The sequence below is a fragment of the Pseudomonas sp. RIT623 genome (genome assembly GCF_004519305.1).
Lineage (GTDB): Bacteria > Pseudomonadota > Gammaproteobacteria > Pseudomonadales > Pseudomonadaceae > Aquipseudomonas.
On sequence record NZ_SOZA01000003.1, the window covers coordinates 88,196 to 102,557 of the forward strand.

Below are 14,362 nucleotides of genomic sequence, written 5' to 3' on the forward strand. Positions count from 1 at the left end.
TGCTGTGCTGGTCATTACAGTTGGATCTCCACCAGCTCGGCACCATCGAAGGCGGTGTCCTCGCCGCGTTCGCGCCAATGGTTCAGGTCTTCCTGACGCTTGCCGAGGGTCGCCTCCCAGATCGAGAAGGCATCGCGCCCCAGCATCAAGCGGATCGGCGGCGCCTCGCTGGCCACCACTTCGAGCATGCGCTGCGCGGCCTTGGCCGGGTCGCCCATCTGTTTGCCGGCGGAGGTCTCCAGGTACGTCTCGAACGGCTCGACCATCGGGCGGTAAGCCTCGATGCGATCCACCGGGCGCATGTTCACGTCGCCGGCGAACTCGGTGCGCAACGCCCCCGGTTCGACCAGGGTCACGTGGATGCCCAGCGGCTTGGCCTCGATGGCCAGCGACTCGGTCCAGCCTTCGATGGCGAACTTGGCGGCGCAGTAGGGTCCTGCGGCATTCATCGCCACCAGGCCGGCGATGCTGCTGACGGTGAGGATGTTACCCGCGCCTTGCTTGCGCATCTGCGGCAGGACGGCACGGGTCATTTCCGCGGCGGCAAAGAAGTTCAGCTCCATCTGCTCGCGCAGTTGCTCCAGGCTGAACTCTTCGCAGGCGCCGGCCACGCCCCGACCGGCCACGTTGGCCAGCACGTCGATGCGGCCGAAGCGCGCCAGGGTGTCGGCCACCGCACGTTCGCGGGCGGCGGCGTCGGTGATGTCCACGGCCAGCGGCAGTACGCGGTCCTCGAACCCCCGGGCTATGGCTTGAAGGCGTTCAAGGCGGCGGGCGGTGAGGACGGCGATGTCGCCGTTGGCGATCACCGCTTCGGCGAGGGCTTTGCCGAAACCGGACGAGGCGCCGGTGATCAGCCAGACTTTTGCGCATGGATTGCTCATTTTGTCGTCTCCTGGGTCAGTGTGACCCGGTGAAAGAGTTGGGGCGGATCAGCCGCCGATGGGCTTCAGCTCGACGCCGTCGAACGCGGTCGCCAGGCCCCGCTCCCGCCAGGCATCGATATCCTGGATGCGCCGTTCGATGGCCTGGTCCCACAGCGCATAGGCATCGGCGCCCAGCATCAGACGAACCGGCGCCGCCGAACTGTTGACCGCTTCGAGGATCACGCCGGCCGCCTTGGCGGGGTCGCCGATCTCGTGGCCGGCGGACTGCTCCAGAAAACGCTCGACCGGGCCGACGATGTCGCGGTAGGTGTCGAGACGGCGGGCCGGACGCACATTGACGTCGCCGGCGAAACCGGTGCGGAACGAACCCGGCTCCACCAGGGTGACGCGGATGTCCAGCGGCGCCACTTCCATGGCCAGGGTTTCGGTCCAGGCTTCGAGGGCGAATTTGCTGGCGCAGTACGGCCCACAGCCGGTGATCGGCGCCAGGCCCGCGACGCTGGTCACGGTCACGATATGCCCGCTCCCTTGTTGACGCATCTGCGGCAGTACGGCGCAGCTCATCTGGGTGGTGGCAAAGAAGTTCAGCTCGAACTGAGCCCGCAGTTCGGCTTCGGTGAATTCCTCGACCGCACCCAGCGAGCCGCTGCCGGCGACGTTGGCCAGCACGTCGATGCGGCCGAAGCGCGCCAGGGTGTCGGCCACCGCACGTTCGCGGGCGGCGGCGTCGGTGATGTCCAGGGCCAGGGGCAGCACTTGCGCCTCGCGGCCTTGGGCCAGTGCCTGCAAGCGATCCTGGCGACGGGCGGTGACGGCGACCCGGTGGCCGGCGGCGATGACGGCTTCGGCCAGGGCCTTGCCGAAGCCTGAGGAGGCGCCGGTGATCAACCAGACGGTGTTCGGCGTGTTCATAGGGTGTTCTCCAGATGACGATGGCTGTGAAGATACGCCTTGAGCTACGAACGGACCATGTCGTAAAGTCCGCTTATCTTTTTTAAAAGTACGGAATTGCTGCCATGGATCCTCTGTCCGACGTACTGTCACTGCTACAGCCACGCAACCAGTTCTACGCCGGCTTCGACGCCGCCGGTGACTGGTCCTTCGATTTTCCCGCCCATGACGGCATCAAGTTCACCGCAGTGATCCGCGGCAGTTGCTGGGGCATCACCGAGGGCCTGGAGCAGCCGATCCGGTTCGAAGAAGGAGACTGCTTCCTGCTCAACAGCGACCGCCGTTTCATTCTGTCTTCCGACCCGGACCTGCCGGCCGAAGGCGGCGACCGCATCCTGGAAGCCGTGAGCCGCGACGGTATCGCCGTGCACAACGGCGGAGGCGAAGTCTTCCTCATCAGCGGCCGCTTCGCCTTTTCCGGCGACCATGCCGCCGTGCTGTTCGAAGCCCTGCCTGCCGTCATCAATATCCCCAAGGCCTCAAGCCAGGCAGGGGTGCTGCGCTGGTTGCTGGACCAGTGGGCGAACGAGCTGCGCAATCCGCAACCCGGCGGCGCACTCATGTCCACCCACCTGGCGCACCTGATGCTGGTGCAGGTACTGCGCCTTTACCTGCAAAGCGCCAACGAACTGCCCAAGGGCTGGTTCCTCGCCCTCACCGACCGGCAGATCAGCCTGGCCATCGCGGCCTTGCACGCCGAGCCGTCACGGCAGTGGTCCCTGGAGGAACTGGCGCGAATCGCCGGTGTTTCCCGCACGGTGTTTGCGCAACGCTTCAAGGCGTTAGTCGGCAACACCGCGATGGACTACCTGGCGCGCTGGAGGATGCTGATGGCCGCCAACCGGCTGCGCACCGGCACCGACAACGTGTCGACCATCGCTTTTTCCTTGGGCTACGAGTCGGAAAGTTCGTTCAGTACCGCGTTCAAGCGCATCATGGCCGCCACGCCGAGCCAATACCGGCGCCGGGCGATCAGCATCGCCGTGGAGTGAAGGCCGCTGGCGCAGACGCAAACCCCCGGTTCGGGATTTGCGAATTGGTCGCCGTCGGCCCGCGGGGTAGCTTACGAGGCTCCTGACACGACCGAGGCCCACGCCAACGATGCAGATCCCCGTAACGATCCTGACCGGTTTCCTGGGTGCGACGAAACCACACTCCTGAAAAGACTCCTTGAGGAACGGCACGGCCAGCGGCTGGCGATCATCGAGAACGAACTCGGCGAAGAGAACATCGACAAGGAGTTCTTGGTCTCCTGCCGCGAGGAACAGATCTGCACTTCGAGCCGCGTCAGGCTCAAGGCGAATCCCAGGGTGAGCAAGCCGACCACCAGGCTGACCGACACGCGATGGGCGATGCACCATTCGGCAAAGCGCACTGCGAAACTCTGCAAGGCTTTCATGGCCGCCCCTCCGCGCCGATGACCTGCAGGCGAGTGTCACTCGCCAAGGCCAGCTGGCGCCCGACCAACAGGTTGCCGCCGGCCACAGGCAGGATGCGCGTGAGGTAGCCCTTGCCCGGCTCGCCGAAACCGAGGGCAGGTTCTGGAAGCGACAGATGAGGCTCTGGGCAGAAAGCTGCCGCCATCGTCAGGTGATCGGCAGACGATGCAATCGTCGGGAAACGACTCCAGGTTTTGCATACAGGCACCTTGTGTTTGTTCTGGTGCGTTTTGCCGATCGTGCCGGGCGATCGGAACCTGCACGTCCCCCCAGGTCAGGGGGCAGGTGGGGGGCGGTACTGTTAGCTGAGGAGGGCAATCAGGAGGGCGCTGGCGCTGCATGGCAGCGTGTCAGATACAGCCGATGATGTTGGGCGGTAGTCCTTAATGCATCGGCTAACCAAACCCTACCATCCGCGGACGAATGGGCAGGTCGAGCGTAAGAACCGGATGATAAAAAAGATGACAGTCAAGGCGTTCCATTACTCCAATACCGAGGCTCTAACGGAAAGCTGCCCGTGGTAAAGGGCAGCTTTCGACCCCAGGCTGTGTGAAAACCTTCGGCACGACCAGACTGTTTAGAAAATAACCAAGATTTCGTGCTTCTACGCGATAACGGGTCACTCACGCTATGAGTCAGAACTCCTCGCGTTACCGCGAGGAGCCACTTCGTCATGCAGACAGATGCTTCTTGAAAAAGGGCAACACCCGCTCCAATGCTTTCCCTGTCGCCTCAGGCTGGTCGTAAAGCTCGTAATGCGAGGTATTGGGCACTACCAGTAGCTCCTTGTCCTTCGACGCTGCACGGCCGTAGATCTCCTGGCCGTCACGATAAGCACCGAAGCCGCCTGGCTTGTCACCGATTACCACCAGCAACGGTTGGGTCAACAGCACTTCGGCCAAATGGAAGGCATCCCAGTCCACGGCCGCCGCACGGCGCGAAAACAAGATACGGGTCGGCCCGTGCTCGGCATGGCCACGCGCGGTCTTATAGTAGTCGGTCGCTTCAAGGACATCGATGTCGGAGATGCCGGCCTGCATGGCCTGCTCCACCGAGGGCGGTAGCACATCATCCACACGGGCCTGGCCACCACGCGCTTCGACGGTCCGTTGCTCGGCGATGGCCTCCAGCGTGCCAAGGGGGTCGTGGCCGGCAAAACCTTCACGGCTGAGGCGCCCGAAATTGACACCGGTAATGCTGACCACGGCCTTGATGCGCCGTTCGGACTTGGCGGCACTGATGGCATAGCCGCCGCCACCGCAGATGCCCAGCACACCGATTCGGCTGCTGTCGACATAGGGCAGTGTCACCAGGTAGTCGACCACCTGGCGGAAGTCCTCCACCCGCTGCCCCGGCTCCTCGATGAAACGCGGCTCCCCGCCGCTCGCGCCCTGGTAGCTGGCATCGAAGGCGATCACCACAAAGCCTGCCTTGGCCAAGGCCGCGCCATAGACATTGCCGGCGGTCTGCTCCTTGCAGCTGCCAATCGGATGGGCGCTGATGATGGCGGGGTACTGGCTGTGCTTGTCGAAGTGAGGGGGGAAATGGATATCCGCGGCAATGGCCCAGGCCATGCCGGGGTTACAGAACTGGACGGTTTCGATGGTGTGGCTCATGGCTGAGTCCTCGCAATGATGATGAACGCAAGATCCGCTCTTTCGGCCAACGCCGAACTGCCACCAAGGTAAGCCGTGAGGCGTTGATTTATAATCCTTCAAAATCAGGATTCAGTAATAAGCAGGATTGATAAATGCAGGCACCTCGGCTACGGGACCTCGAAGCATTTCTAGCGGTCGCGCAAGAGGCCAGTTTCACCCGGGCGGCTGCTCGGCTGGGCATTTCGCAGTCAGCCCTCAGTCAAGTCATCCGTGGACTTGAGGAAAACCTGGGCCTGCCGCTGTTCGCGCGCACCACGCGGAGCGTTTCCGTGACTGCGGCAGGCGAGCGCCTGCTGTTGCTGATCGGGCCGGCGGTGGGCCAGATTCAAGCAGGACTGGAACAGGTAACCGAACTACGTGAAAAGCCTTGCGGGACCGTCCGTATCACGGCGGATGAATACGCCGTGCAGAGTGTCCTGCAGCCGGTGTTGAGCCGCTTTCTGCCGCAATACCCGGACATCAATGTCGAGCTCACCGTCGACTATGGCATGACTGATATCGTCAGTGGCCGCTACGATGCCGGTGTGCGTCGAGGCGCCCTGGTTGCCAAGGACATGATCGCGGTGACCATCAGCCCGCCACACCCCATGGCCGTCGTCGGCTCGCCGACCTACCTTGAACAAAGAAAACAGCTAAAGCATCCTCGCGACCTGACCGAACACACCTGCATCAATCTGCGCCTGCCAACGCATGGCGAGCATTTCGCCTGGCTCTTCGCCAAGACAGGTCAGGAGCAGCGCGTCAGGGTGACAGGCCAATTCGTCAGCAACAGTATTTCAGCAGCACGCGATGCTGCCTTGCATGGGCTAGGGCTGGCGTATCTGCCCTTCGCCTACGTAAGCGATGCCCTTGATAGCGGTCAGCTCAGCGAGGTTCTGCCAGACTGGCGCAAGACATTCGAGCCCTACTGCTTGTACTACCCTAGCCGACGTCACCCCAGCGCCGCCTTTACGTTGCTTGTCGAAGCTCTACGCCATGCACCGTAGCTTTTGGCCCAGGTCGCTTCAGCACAGGCGGTCCTCTCCAGGCATGGCCGCGATCACCCGGTCACGCAGAGGCGCGGCAACCGCTGTCAGTTTGGGGGGGAATGCTGTATAGATCGATCCCGTCTCGTGCTGGCTCATGAGGCGCCCACATGCTGGGCCGCCCAGTGGCGCGGGTTTTCCAGCGCGAGTCGGTCACGTTCGAACGCCTTTGGCAGGTGTGCCTTGAGGTGCTCGACCCAGGTGCGGATCTTGGCATCGAGAAAGCGCCGTGACGAGTAAAGCGCGTACACCTCACGCGGATGCAACTGGCAATCCGGCATCAGGCGCAACAGGCGCCCTTCGCTGAACGCCTTGGCCGCGACGAAACTCGGCAGCAGACAAACGCCCAGGCCGCTGGCCGCGGCCTGGCAGGCTGCCTCCGGTTGGTTGACGCGCAACACATTCTGGAATCTGAAGGTCGCCTCTGGACCGAAGTACCAACCCTGCGGGTACAGTGGATCGGCCAGCAGGATGCAGCGGTGCTCGTGCAATTGCGCTGGCCGGGTCGGCACCCCATGCCGCTCCAGGTAGGCCGGCGCGGCACACAGCACGCTGTGGATCTGCCCCAACCGCTGGGCGACGAAGTCCGAGTCCGGCAGGCCCAGCGCCAAGGTCACCAGCACATCCAGGCCCTCATCCAGCAGCGCCGGCGTCTGCTCTGTCAGCGATAGATCAATGGACACCTGCGGATGCTGCTCGAGGTAATGCCCCACCAACGGCATGAGGTATTCCAGGCCGAACTCGGTGATCGTGTGCAGACGCAGGCATCCAACGGCCCGGGACTGGGCACTGGAGGCCTCGGCGGCGGCGCTTTCGAGCTCGGCGAAGATGGTCTTGCAGCGTTTCAGATAACGCTGCCCGGCCTCGGTCAGCGCCAGCGAGCGGGTGGTTCGCTGCAGCAACCGCGCGCGCAGTTGCTCCTCGAGCGCGGCGACCTGCCGCGAGACAGTCGGCGAGGAAATCTCCAACTGCTGCGCCGCCCGGCAAAAACTGCCGCTCTCGGCCACGCGCACGAATGCCTGCATGCAATGCAACAGGTCAATGGCCATGCCCTACTCTCCCGCCCCACCGGGCAACAGCAAAGCCAGGATGAAACGCTCGACCTCACTGCCTATCGGATAGTGCTCGCCCGGCAACCCCAGCAATAGGGCCTCGCTGAGCGCACCGAACATGAACACCCCTACCGCCCGGGCCTGCGCCTCGCGCTCGGTGTTCGCCAGGCGCCCCGCGCCAGCATGCTCGAGCACCAGCGACACATAACGGCGAATACGCTGCTGCATCCCTTGCAAACGAGCCTGCACGCGCGCGCTGACATGCCGCAGCTCATGCCCCTGTAGCAGGATCGCCGCACTGCGACGCAGGTGCGGCTTGGCCAGGGTGTCCTGCAACCCCTGGCCAAGTACACCGGCCATGCTGGCGATATCCGGCAACGCCTGCGCCTCGCTGCGTGCGACCGGCAACTGGTCCCAGGGGAACCAGGCCCGCTCGATCACCGCCTCGAGCAGCTCCGGCTTGCCCTGGTAGTGCCAATAGATGGAGCCGCGGGTCAGGCCGGCGACATCGGCGATGTCCTCCAGCCTGGCGATCGCGTAGCCGCGATCGCTGAACACCCGCTCGGCGGCGTCGAGCAGGCGCTGGCGCGTCTGCTCGACCTCGGCCTTGCACCGCCTCATCGCCACGATCTCGACAACGCCAGGCCCAGCATCACTGGCTCCCTCCACCCAGCGCCTTGTACAACGCGATCAGGTTCTGGCTGCGCGCCAGCTGGGTGCTCACCAGCTCCTGCTGCGAGGCGAACAGGTTGCGTTGCGCATCCAGGCTGTTGAGGTAAGTGTCCACCCCGGTCTGGTAGCGCTGCTCGGCCAAGCCATAGCTGCGCGTGTTGGCCTTGACCAGCAAGTCCTGGGCCCTGACCTGGTTGTCCAGTTCACGACGCGCCACCAGGCCATCGGCCACTTCCTGGAAGGCCACCTGGATCGCCTTCTGGTAGTTGGCCACCTCGATCGAGGTCTGCACCTTGGCCACGTCGAGATTGGCCTGGTTGCGCCCCCAGTTGAAAATCGGCACGTTGATCGACGGCACGAAACTCCAGGCCCCCTGCCCGCCAGAGAACAGGTCACCCAGCTGGCGGCTGGCCGAGCCCGCCGAGGCGGTCAGGCTGATGCTCGGGAAGAACGCCGCGCGGGCCGCGCCGACGTTGGCGTTGGCAGCCTTTAGCGCGTGCTCCGCAGCCAGAATGTCGGGGCGCTGGGTCAGCACCTGCGAGGGCAATCCGGCCGGCAGGCTGGCGCCCAGCACCAGCGACTCGGGCGCGCTCACAGCCATCTGCTGCGGCGCCAGCGGCTTGCCCACCAGCAACACCAGGGCATTGCGGTCCTGCTCCACCAGGCGCTGGTACTTGGCCTCGCTGGCCTGCGCCGAGCGCACGGTGCTCTCGGCCTGGCTCAGGTCCAGTTCGGTGGCGACATCCTCCTGGTAGCTGCTGCGGGTGGTCAGGTAGCTCTGCTGCTGGCTATCCAGGGTCTGCTTGCTCAAGGCCAGCAACTGCATGTCGGCCTGCAGCTGGTAATAGGCGTTGGCCACTTCCGCCACCAGGGCGATCTGCGCGCTGCGCTGCGCCTCGACGGTCTGCAGGTAGCTTTCCAGCGCCTGTTCGTTGAGGCTGCGCACACGGCCGAAGAAGTCCAGTTCATAAGAAGCGAAGCCGACGCCAGCATCATAGCGGTGGCTGGTGCCATTGCGCCCGTCCGCGGACAGGTCCGCCGGCGTACGCTGGCTGCTGCCGGAGACCGTGGCATCGATCGACGGCAGCAGGTCGGCACGGCTGATGCGGTACTGCGCCTGCGCCTTTTCGATGTTGAGCAGCGCCACCCGCAGGTCGCGGTTGTTGTGCAAGGCATCGCCGATCAGGGCCTTGAGTTGCGGGTCATGGAAGAAGGTAGCCCAGGGCAGGACGCTGCCCGCCTCGGCGGACGGCACCTTCCACTCTGAAGCCACCGGCGCCGCCGGGCGCTGGTACGCGGGGATCAGCGAACAACCGCCCACCAGGCCCATGGCCAGTGCCAGGGCCGCTTTCAGATTGCCGTGGCTCATGCGTGCTCTCCTTGTGCCTCGGTATTGGCCTGCTGCGCCTTGCGGCTGAACAGACGGGTGACGACCACGAAGAACAGCGGCACGAAGAACACCGCCAGGAAGGTCGCGGTCAGCATGCCGCCGACCACGCCGGTGCCGATCGAGTGCTGGCTGCCCGAACCTGGGCCGCTGGAAATCGCCAGTGGCAATACGCCGAGGACGAAGGCCAGGGAGGTCATGATGATTGGCCGCAGACGCTGACGCGCTGCCTCCGCCGCGGCTTGCAGCAAGGGCATGCCCTCCTCGTGCAGCGCCTTGGCGAACTCGACGATCAGGATCGCGTTCTTCGCCGACAGGCCCACCGTGGTCAGCAGGCCGACCTGGAAGAACACGTCGTTGGCCAGGCCACGACCGAGGGTGGCGAGCACCGCGCCGATCACGCCCAGCGGCACGACCATGATCACCGCCAGCGGTACCGACCAGCTCTCGTACAGCGCCGCCAGGCAGAGGAACACGATCAGTACCGACACCGCATACAGCGCCGGTGCCTGGGAACCGGACAGGCGCTCCTCATAGGACATGCCGGTGTACTGCAGGCCCACGCCATCCGGCAGCTGGGCGACGATGCGCGCCACCGCCTGCATGGCGTCACCCGAGCTGTAGCCCGGCGCCGGTTCGCCCTGGATCTCCACCGCCGGCACGCCGTTGAAGCGCTCGAGCTTGGGCGAGCCATAGGTCCAGAAACCGTGGGCGAAGGACGAGAACTTGACCATCTCGCCGTTGGCGTTGCGCACGTACCACTTGTCGAAGTCTTCCGGGGCGATACGCGAGCCGATTTCACCCTGCACGTACACCTTCTTCACCCGACCGCGGTCGATGAAGTCGTTGACATAGGACGAGCCCCACGCAGTGCTCATGGTGTCGTTGATGTCGCTGATGCTCACCTGCAACGCCCGGGCTTTCTCCTTGTCGATCACGATCTGGTACTGCGGCTCGTCGCTCATGCCGTTGGGGCGCACGTTGGCCAGCACCGGGTCGCTCGCGGCCAGCTGCAGGAACTGGTTGCGCGCCGCGATCAGCTTCTCGTGGCCCATGCCGACACGGTCTTGCAGGTAGAAGTCGAAGCCCATGGCGTTGCCCAGTTCGAGGATCGCCGGCGGCACGAAGGCAATGACGGTGCCGTCCTTGATCTGCGAGGCGCGCGCCTGGATGCGCTGCGACAGGGCGAAGATATCGGTGCCGTATTCGCTGTTACGTGCCTCCCACGGTTTGAGCCCGACGAACAGCATGCCCGAGCTCTGCCCGCGACCGGCGAAGTTGAAGCCGTTCACCGTGTACGCCGACTCGATCAGACCGCCCTCGTCCTCCAGCAGGTAATCGCGAATCTCGTTGAGCACCACCTGGGTGCGCGCGGCACTGGTATTGGTCGGCATCTGCACCTGGACGAACATCGTGCCCTGGTCTTCACCCGGCAGGAACGCCGTGGGGATCTTCGGGAACAACCAGCACAGCGCTACCACGATCAGGCCATAGATGCCCAGGAACAGCGCCTTGCGTTTGGCGATACCCAGCACCCCGAGCTTGTAGCGATCGGCGTTGCGCTCGAAGGTACGGTTGAACCAGCCGAAGAAGCCCTTCTTGTCGTGGTGGTCGTGCCCGATCGGCTTGAGCAGGGTCGCGCACAAGGCCGGCGTGAGGATCATCGCCACCAGCACCGACAGGGCCATGGCCGAGACGATGGTGATGGAGAACTGCCGGTAGATGATGCCCGTGGCCCCGCCGAAGAAGGCCATCGGCACGAACACCGCCGACAGCACCATGGCGATGCCCACCAGGGCGCCCTGGATCTGCCCCATCGACTTGCGCGTGGCTTCCTTGGGTGACAGCTTGTCTTCGATCATGACCCGCTCGACGTTTTCCACCACCACGATGGCGTCGTCCACCAGCAAGCCGATGGCCAGGACCATGCCGAACATGGTCAGGATGTTGATGGTGAAGCCGAACGCCGCCAGCACGCCGAAGGTGCCCAGCAGTACCACCGGTACCGCAAGGGTCGGGATCAAGGTGGCCCGCAGGTTCTGCATGAACAGGTACATCACCAGGAACACCAGGACGATACCTTCGCACAGGGTCTTGACCACCTCGTGGATCGAGGCGCCGACCGCCGGCGAGGTGTCGTACGGGTAGACCACCTTCAGCCCCGCCGGCAGGTAAGGCTCCAGCTCACCAACGGTGTCACGCACCCGTTGCACGGTGTCCAGCAGGTTGGCGCCGGTGGCAAGGCGCAGGGCGATGGCCGCCGCCGGCTTACCGTTGTAGGTACCGGAGATCGAGAAGTCCTCGGCCCCCAGGCCGACAGTGGCGACGTCCTTCAGGCGAACCTGGGAACCGTCCGGGTTGACCTTGAGCAGGATCTCGAGGAACTGCTCGGCGCTCTGCATCCGCGACATGCCCAGCACGGTGGCGTTGAGCTGCACGCCTTCATGGGTCGGCAGGCCGCCCAGCGAGCCCGAGGACACCTGGACGTTCTCGGAGCGCACCGCGTTGATCACGTCCTGCGGTGTCAGCTGGTAGCTGAGCAGTTTCTTCGGGTCGGTCCAGATGCGCATGGCGTACTGCGCACCGAGCATCTGGAAGTCGCCCACGCCCTTGACCCGGGTGATCGGGTCCTTGAGGTTGGAAGCGATGTAGTTGCCGATGTCGAAGTCATCCATGCTGCCGTCTTCGGAGTACAGGCCGACGATGAGCATGAAGTTGATCTGGTACTTGGCCACGCGCAGGCCCTGGCGCTGCACTTCCTCGGGCAGCAGCGGGGTCGCCAGTTGCAGCTTGTTCTGCACCTGGACCTGGGCGATGTCCGGGTCGGTACCCTGGTCGAAGGTAACGATGATGGTCATGCTGCCATCGCTGTTGCCCTCCGACGAGATGTAACGCAGGCCGTCGAGGTTGTTCAGCTGCTGCTCGATGACCTGCACCACGGTGTCTTGCACGGTCTGTGCCGAGGCGCCTGGGTAGGTGACGGTGATGCTCACCGCGGGCGCGGCGATGTTGGGGTATTGGTTGACCGGGAGCTTCATGATGCTGAAGCACCCGGCGAGCATGATCACGATAGCGATCACCCAGGCGAAGATCGGCCTGTTGATGAAGAACGATGCCATTTGAATTTACCGAAAAGTGGCGGCGATGCCGGGACAGCCTGGGTTACTTCGAGCTGACGATGGATTGCAGCGGTGCGACGTTGCTGGCGGCCACTGGCTTGAGGGCGATGCCTGGGCGCACACGCTGCACGCCCTCGGTGACCACCCGCTCGCCGGCGCTGAGGCCGGATTCCACCAGCCACTGGTTACCCACGGTGCGCGACGTGCGGATATGGCGCAGCTCGGCCTTGTCGCCTTCGCCTACCACCCAAGCCGTGGCCTCACCCTTGAGGTCGCGGGTCACGCCTTGTTGCGGAACCAGCACGGCATTGCGGCGCACGCCTTCGGCCAGGGCGCCATGGACGAACATGCCTGGCATCAGGATGCCGTCGGGGTTGGGGAACTGCGCACGCAGGGTGACCGCGCCGGTGGTCGGGTCGACCGTCACTTCGGAGAACTTCAACGCGCCCGGCTGGGCATAGGGCGTGCCGTCTTCGAGGGTCAGGTCGACCTTGACCTGGCCGGGGCCGACCATCGCCAGGTGCCCGGCATCCATCTCGCGACGTAGCCGGAGCATTTCGGTGGAGGCCTGGGTGACGTCCACGTAGATCGGGTCCAGTTGGTTGATCGAGGCCAGCTCCTGGCTCTGCTCGGCGCTGACCAGCGCGCCCTCGGTGACGTTCGAGCGGCTGATACGGCCATCGATCGGCGACAGCACGCGGGTGTATTCAAGGTTGATGCGCGCGGTCTTCAACTCGGCCTCGGCCTGTTTCCAGCTGGCCTGGGCATCGTCGAACTGCTGGCGGCTGATGGCTTTGGTTTCCAGCAGGCGCTGGTAACGCTGGGCCAGGTTACGCGCGGTGTCGCGGTTGGCTGCGGCCTTGTCCACGGCAGCTTGGTACAGCGCCGGATCGATCTGGTACAGCTGCTGCCCCTTGCGCACCACGGTGCCTTCGGTGAACAGGCGCTTTTGCACGATGCCGCTCACCTGCGGACGCACTTCGGCCACCCGGTACGCGGTGGTACGGCCCGGCAAGTCGCTGCTGAGCAGCAGGTCCTGCGCCTTGAGTTCGACCACCCCCACTTCGGGAGCCTGGGCCGTCACCTTCGGCTCGGCCTTTTCGCACGCGGACAGCGCGAGGGTCATCGACAGCAAGGCACCGAGGCCCCGCGAGGTTCTGCTGATCATGGATTCTCCTTGGACATGACGCCGACCCGGACGCTGCAGGAGGAACTTGCAAGCATCACGAGCATTGAGCGATTCTTGATGTACCACAATACGGTACCGTGTACCGCATTACGATACAAGCAGTACAATAAAAGAAAAAACCTTCGCTGCCGAGCGGCGAAATGAACCTGTACACTCGCCCAGCCGCCAAGGTGTCGGCGGCGGCGCCGTTTACGAGGAAAGTGATGAGCAGTGACAAAGACAACGCAGCGGACGAGCAACGCAGTGGCGGCATCCAGGTCATCGCGCGCTCAAGCGCCATCATGCGGGCCCTGGGGGCCCAGCCCCAGGGCCTGAGCCTGGCAGCCATCGCCCAGGCCACCGACCTGCCCCGCTCCACCGTGCAGCGCATCATCGGCGCGCTGGAAACCGAAGGCCTGGTCGAAAGCCTCCCTGGCAGCGGCTATCGTCTGGGCCCGGCGCTGGGCCAACTGATCCACCATGCCCATGGCGACATCATTTCCGTGGCCCGCGAGTCATTGGAGCAGCTCGGTGAAGCCCTAGGGGAAACCGTGGTGTTGTCGTGCATCCGCGGCAAGCGGACCAACGTCATCATCCGCGCGATCAGCGAGCAGGAACTGCGCGTGGTGATTCCGCTGGGCCATACGCTGCCCATGTACTCCACCAGTGATGGCAAGGTGCTGCTCTCGACCCTGAGTGACGAGGGCATCCGCGAATGGCTGCCAGACACGCTGGAAAAGCTCACGGCCAATACCCTCGGCTTGCCGGAACTGCTGGCGCAGATGCCGGAGATTCGTCGTAGCGGCATGGCCGTGGACATCGAGGAACACACCTTGGGGGTGAGCGCGATGAGCCTGTTGATCCCCACGTTCATGGGGCCGCACGCAGTATCGGTGGTCGCGCCCACCGCGCGCTTCAAGCCGAGGCTGGCGGAGTTTCGCAGTGCCCTGACCCGCTTCAAGGCTGCGCTGGACAAACAGTTCGAGGGTTAACGGCCAGCGAGA

General features: G+C 64.4%; 13 protein-coding genes and 1 pseudogene. 5 read left to right on the forward strand and 9 right to left on the reverse strand.

Annotated features, from left to right (window positions below; translation table 11 throughout):
• Positions 1–14: 14 nt before the first annotated feature.
• Together E3U47_RS03715 and E3U47_RS03720 are read right to left on the reverse strand one after the other, a co-directional pair.
• Positions 15–884 (reverse strand): oxidoreductase, encoded by an 870-nt coding sequence (locus E3U47_RS03715; protein WP_134689664.1) that lies wholly within the window; start codon positions 882–884, stop codon positions 15–17.
• 48 nt (positions 885–932) lie between these two features.
• Entirely contained in the window at positions 933–1,799 is an 867-nt protein-coding gene (locus tag E3U47_RS03720) for an oxidoreductase (protein ID WP_134689665.1), read from the reverse strand.
• Positions 1,800–1,903: 104 nt separating this feature from the next.
• Between E3U47_RS03720 and E3U47_RS03725 the strand changes: the two genes are divergently transcribed.
• Positions 1,904–2,830, forward strand: coding sequence for an AraC family transcriptional regulator (locus E3U47_RS03725; protein ID WP_134689666.1), 927 nt, complete (start codon positions 1,904–1,906; stop codon positions 2,828–2,830).
• A gap of 165 nt (positions 2,831–2,995) precedes the next feature.
• Positions 2,996–3,259 carry a GTP-binding protein gene (locus E3U47_RS03730; protein WP_256660222.1) on the forward strand — a complete coding sequence of 88 codons (264 nt, stop codon included), beginning with the start codon at positions 2,996–2,998 and terminating at the stop codon, positions 3,257–3,259.
• Here the strand turns inward: E3U47_RS03730 and E3U47_RS24870 are convergent.
• Positions 3,234–3,422 carry a hypothetical protein gene (locus tag E3U47_RS24870; protein WP_167659428.1) on the reverse strand — a complete coding sequence of 63 codons (189 nt, stop codon included), beginning with the start codon at positions 3,420–3,422 and terminating at the stop codon, positions 3,234–3,236. The two genes, E3U47_RS03730 and E3U47_RS24870, sit on opposite strands and share 26 nt — an antisense overlap.
• Before the next feature lie 244 nt (positions 3,423–3,666).
• Here E3U47_RS24870 and E3U47_RS03735 point away from each other — a divergent pair.
• Positions 3,667–3,780, forward strand: a pseudogene (locus E3U47_RS03735) (IS481 family transposase); the annotation flags it as partial.
• A 168-nt stretch (positions 3,781–3,948) separates the two neighbouring features.
• Here E3U47_RS03735 and E3U47_RS03740 read toward each other — a convergent pair.
• Entirely contained in the window at positions 3,949–4,893 is a 945-nt protein-coding gene (locus E3U47_RS03740; protein ID WP_218568144.1) for an alpha/beta hydrolase, read from the reverse strand.
• Positions 4,894–5,027: 134 nt separating this feature from the next.
• Here E3U47_RS03740 and E3U47_RS03745 point away from each other — a divergent pair, with 134 nt between their 5' ends.
• Entirely contained in the window at positions 5,028–5,921 is an 894-nt protein-coding gene (locus tag E3U47_RS03745) for a LysR family transcriptional regulator (protein WP_134689667.1), read from the forward strand.
• 134 nt (positions 5,922–6,055) lie between these two features.
• Here the strand turns inward: E3U47_RS03745 and E3U47_RS03750 are convergent, their stop codons facing one another.
• The 5 genes from E3U47_RS03750 to E3U47_RS03770 are packed head-to-tail and all read right to left on the reverse strand — an operon-like array spanning position 6,056 to position 13,358.
• The gene (locus E3U47_RS03750; RefSeq protein ID WP_134689770.1) at positions 6,056–7,003 is read right to left on the reverse strand and encodes a LysR family transcriptional regulator; all 948 of its coding nucleotides are present in this window, start codon (positions 7,001–7,003) and stop codon (positions 6,056–6,058) included.
• Between the two features lie 9 nt (positions 7,004–7,012).
• Complete coding sequence (locus E3U47_RS03755) at positions 7,013–7,633, reverse strand: TetR/AcrR family transcriptional regulator (protein WP_134689668.1); 621 nt, start codon at positions 7,631–7,633, stop codon at positions 7,013–7,015.
• A gap of 31 nt (positions 7,634–7,664) precedes the next feature.
• Positions 7,665–9,053 carry an efflux transporter outer membrane subunit gene (locus E3U47_RS03760; protein WP_134689669.1) on the reverse strand — a complete coding sequence of 463 codons (1,389 nt, stop codon included), beginning with the start codon at positions 9,051–9,053 and terminating at the stop codon, positions 7,665–7,667.
• Positions 9,050–12,190 carry an efflux RND transporter permease subunit gene (locus E3U47_RS03765; RefSeq protein ID WP_134689670.1) on the reverse strand — a complete coding sequence of 1,047 codons (3,141 nt, stop codon included), beginning with the start codon at positions 12,188–12,190 and terminating at the stop codon, positions 9,050–9,052. The genes E3U47_RS03760 and E3U47_RS03765 overlap by 4 nt, the downstream gene beginning before the upstream one ends.
• Positions 12,191–12,233: 43 nt before the next feature.
• Positions 12,234–13,358: an efflux RND transporter periplasmic adaptor subunit gene (locus tag E3U47_RS03770; protein WP_134689671.1), complete on the reverse strand. Its 1,125-nt coding sequence runs from the start codon at positions 13,356–13,358 to the stop codon at positions 12,234–12,236.
• Between the two features lie 224 nt (positions 13,359–13,582).
• Here E3U47_RS03770 and E3U47_RS03775 point away from each other — a divergent pair, with 224 nt between their 5' ends.
• Entirely contained in the window at positions 13,583–14,350 is a 768-nt protein-coding gene (locus tag E3U47_RS03775) for an IclR family transcriptional regulator (protein WP_134689672.1), read from the forward strand.
• Positions 14,351–14,362 lie beyond the last annotated feature (12 nt).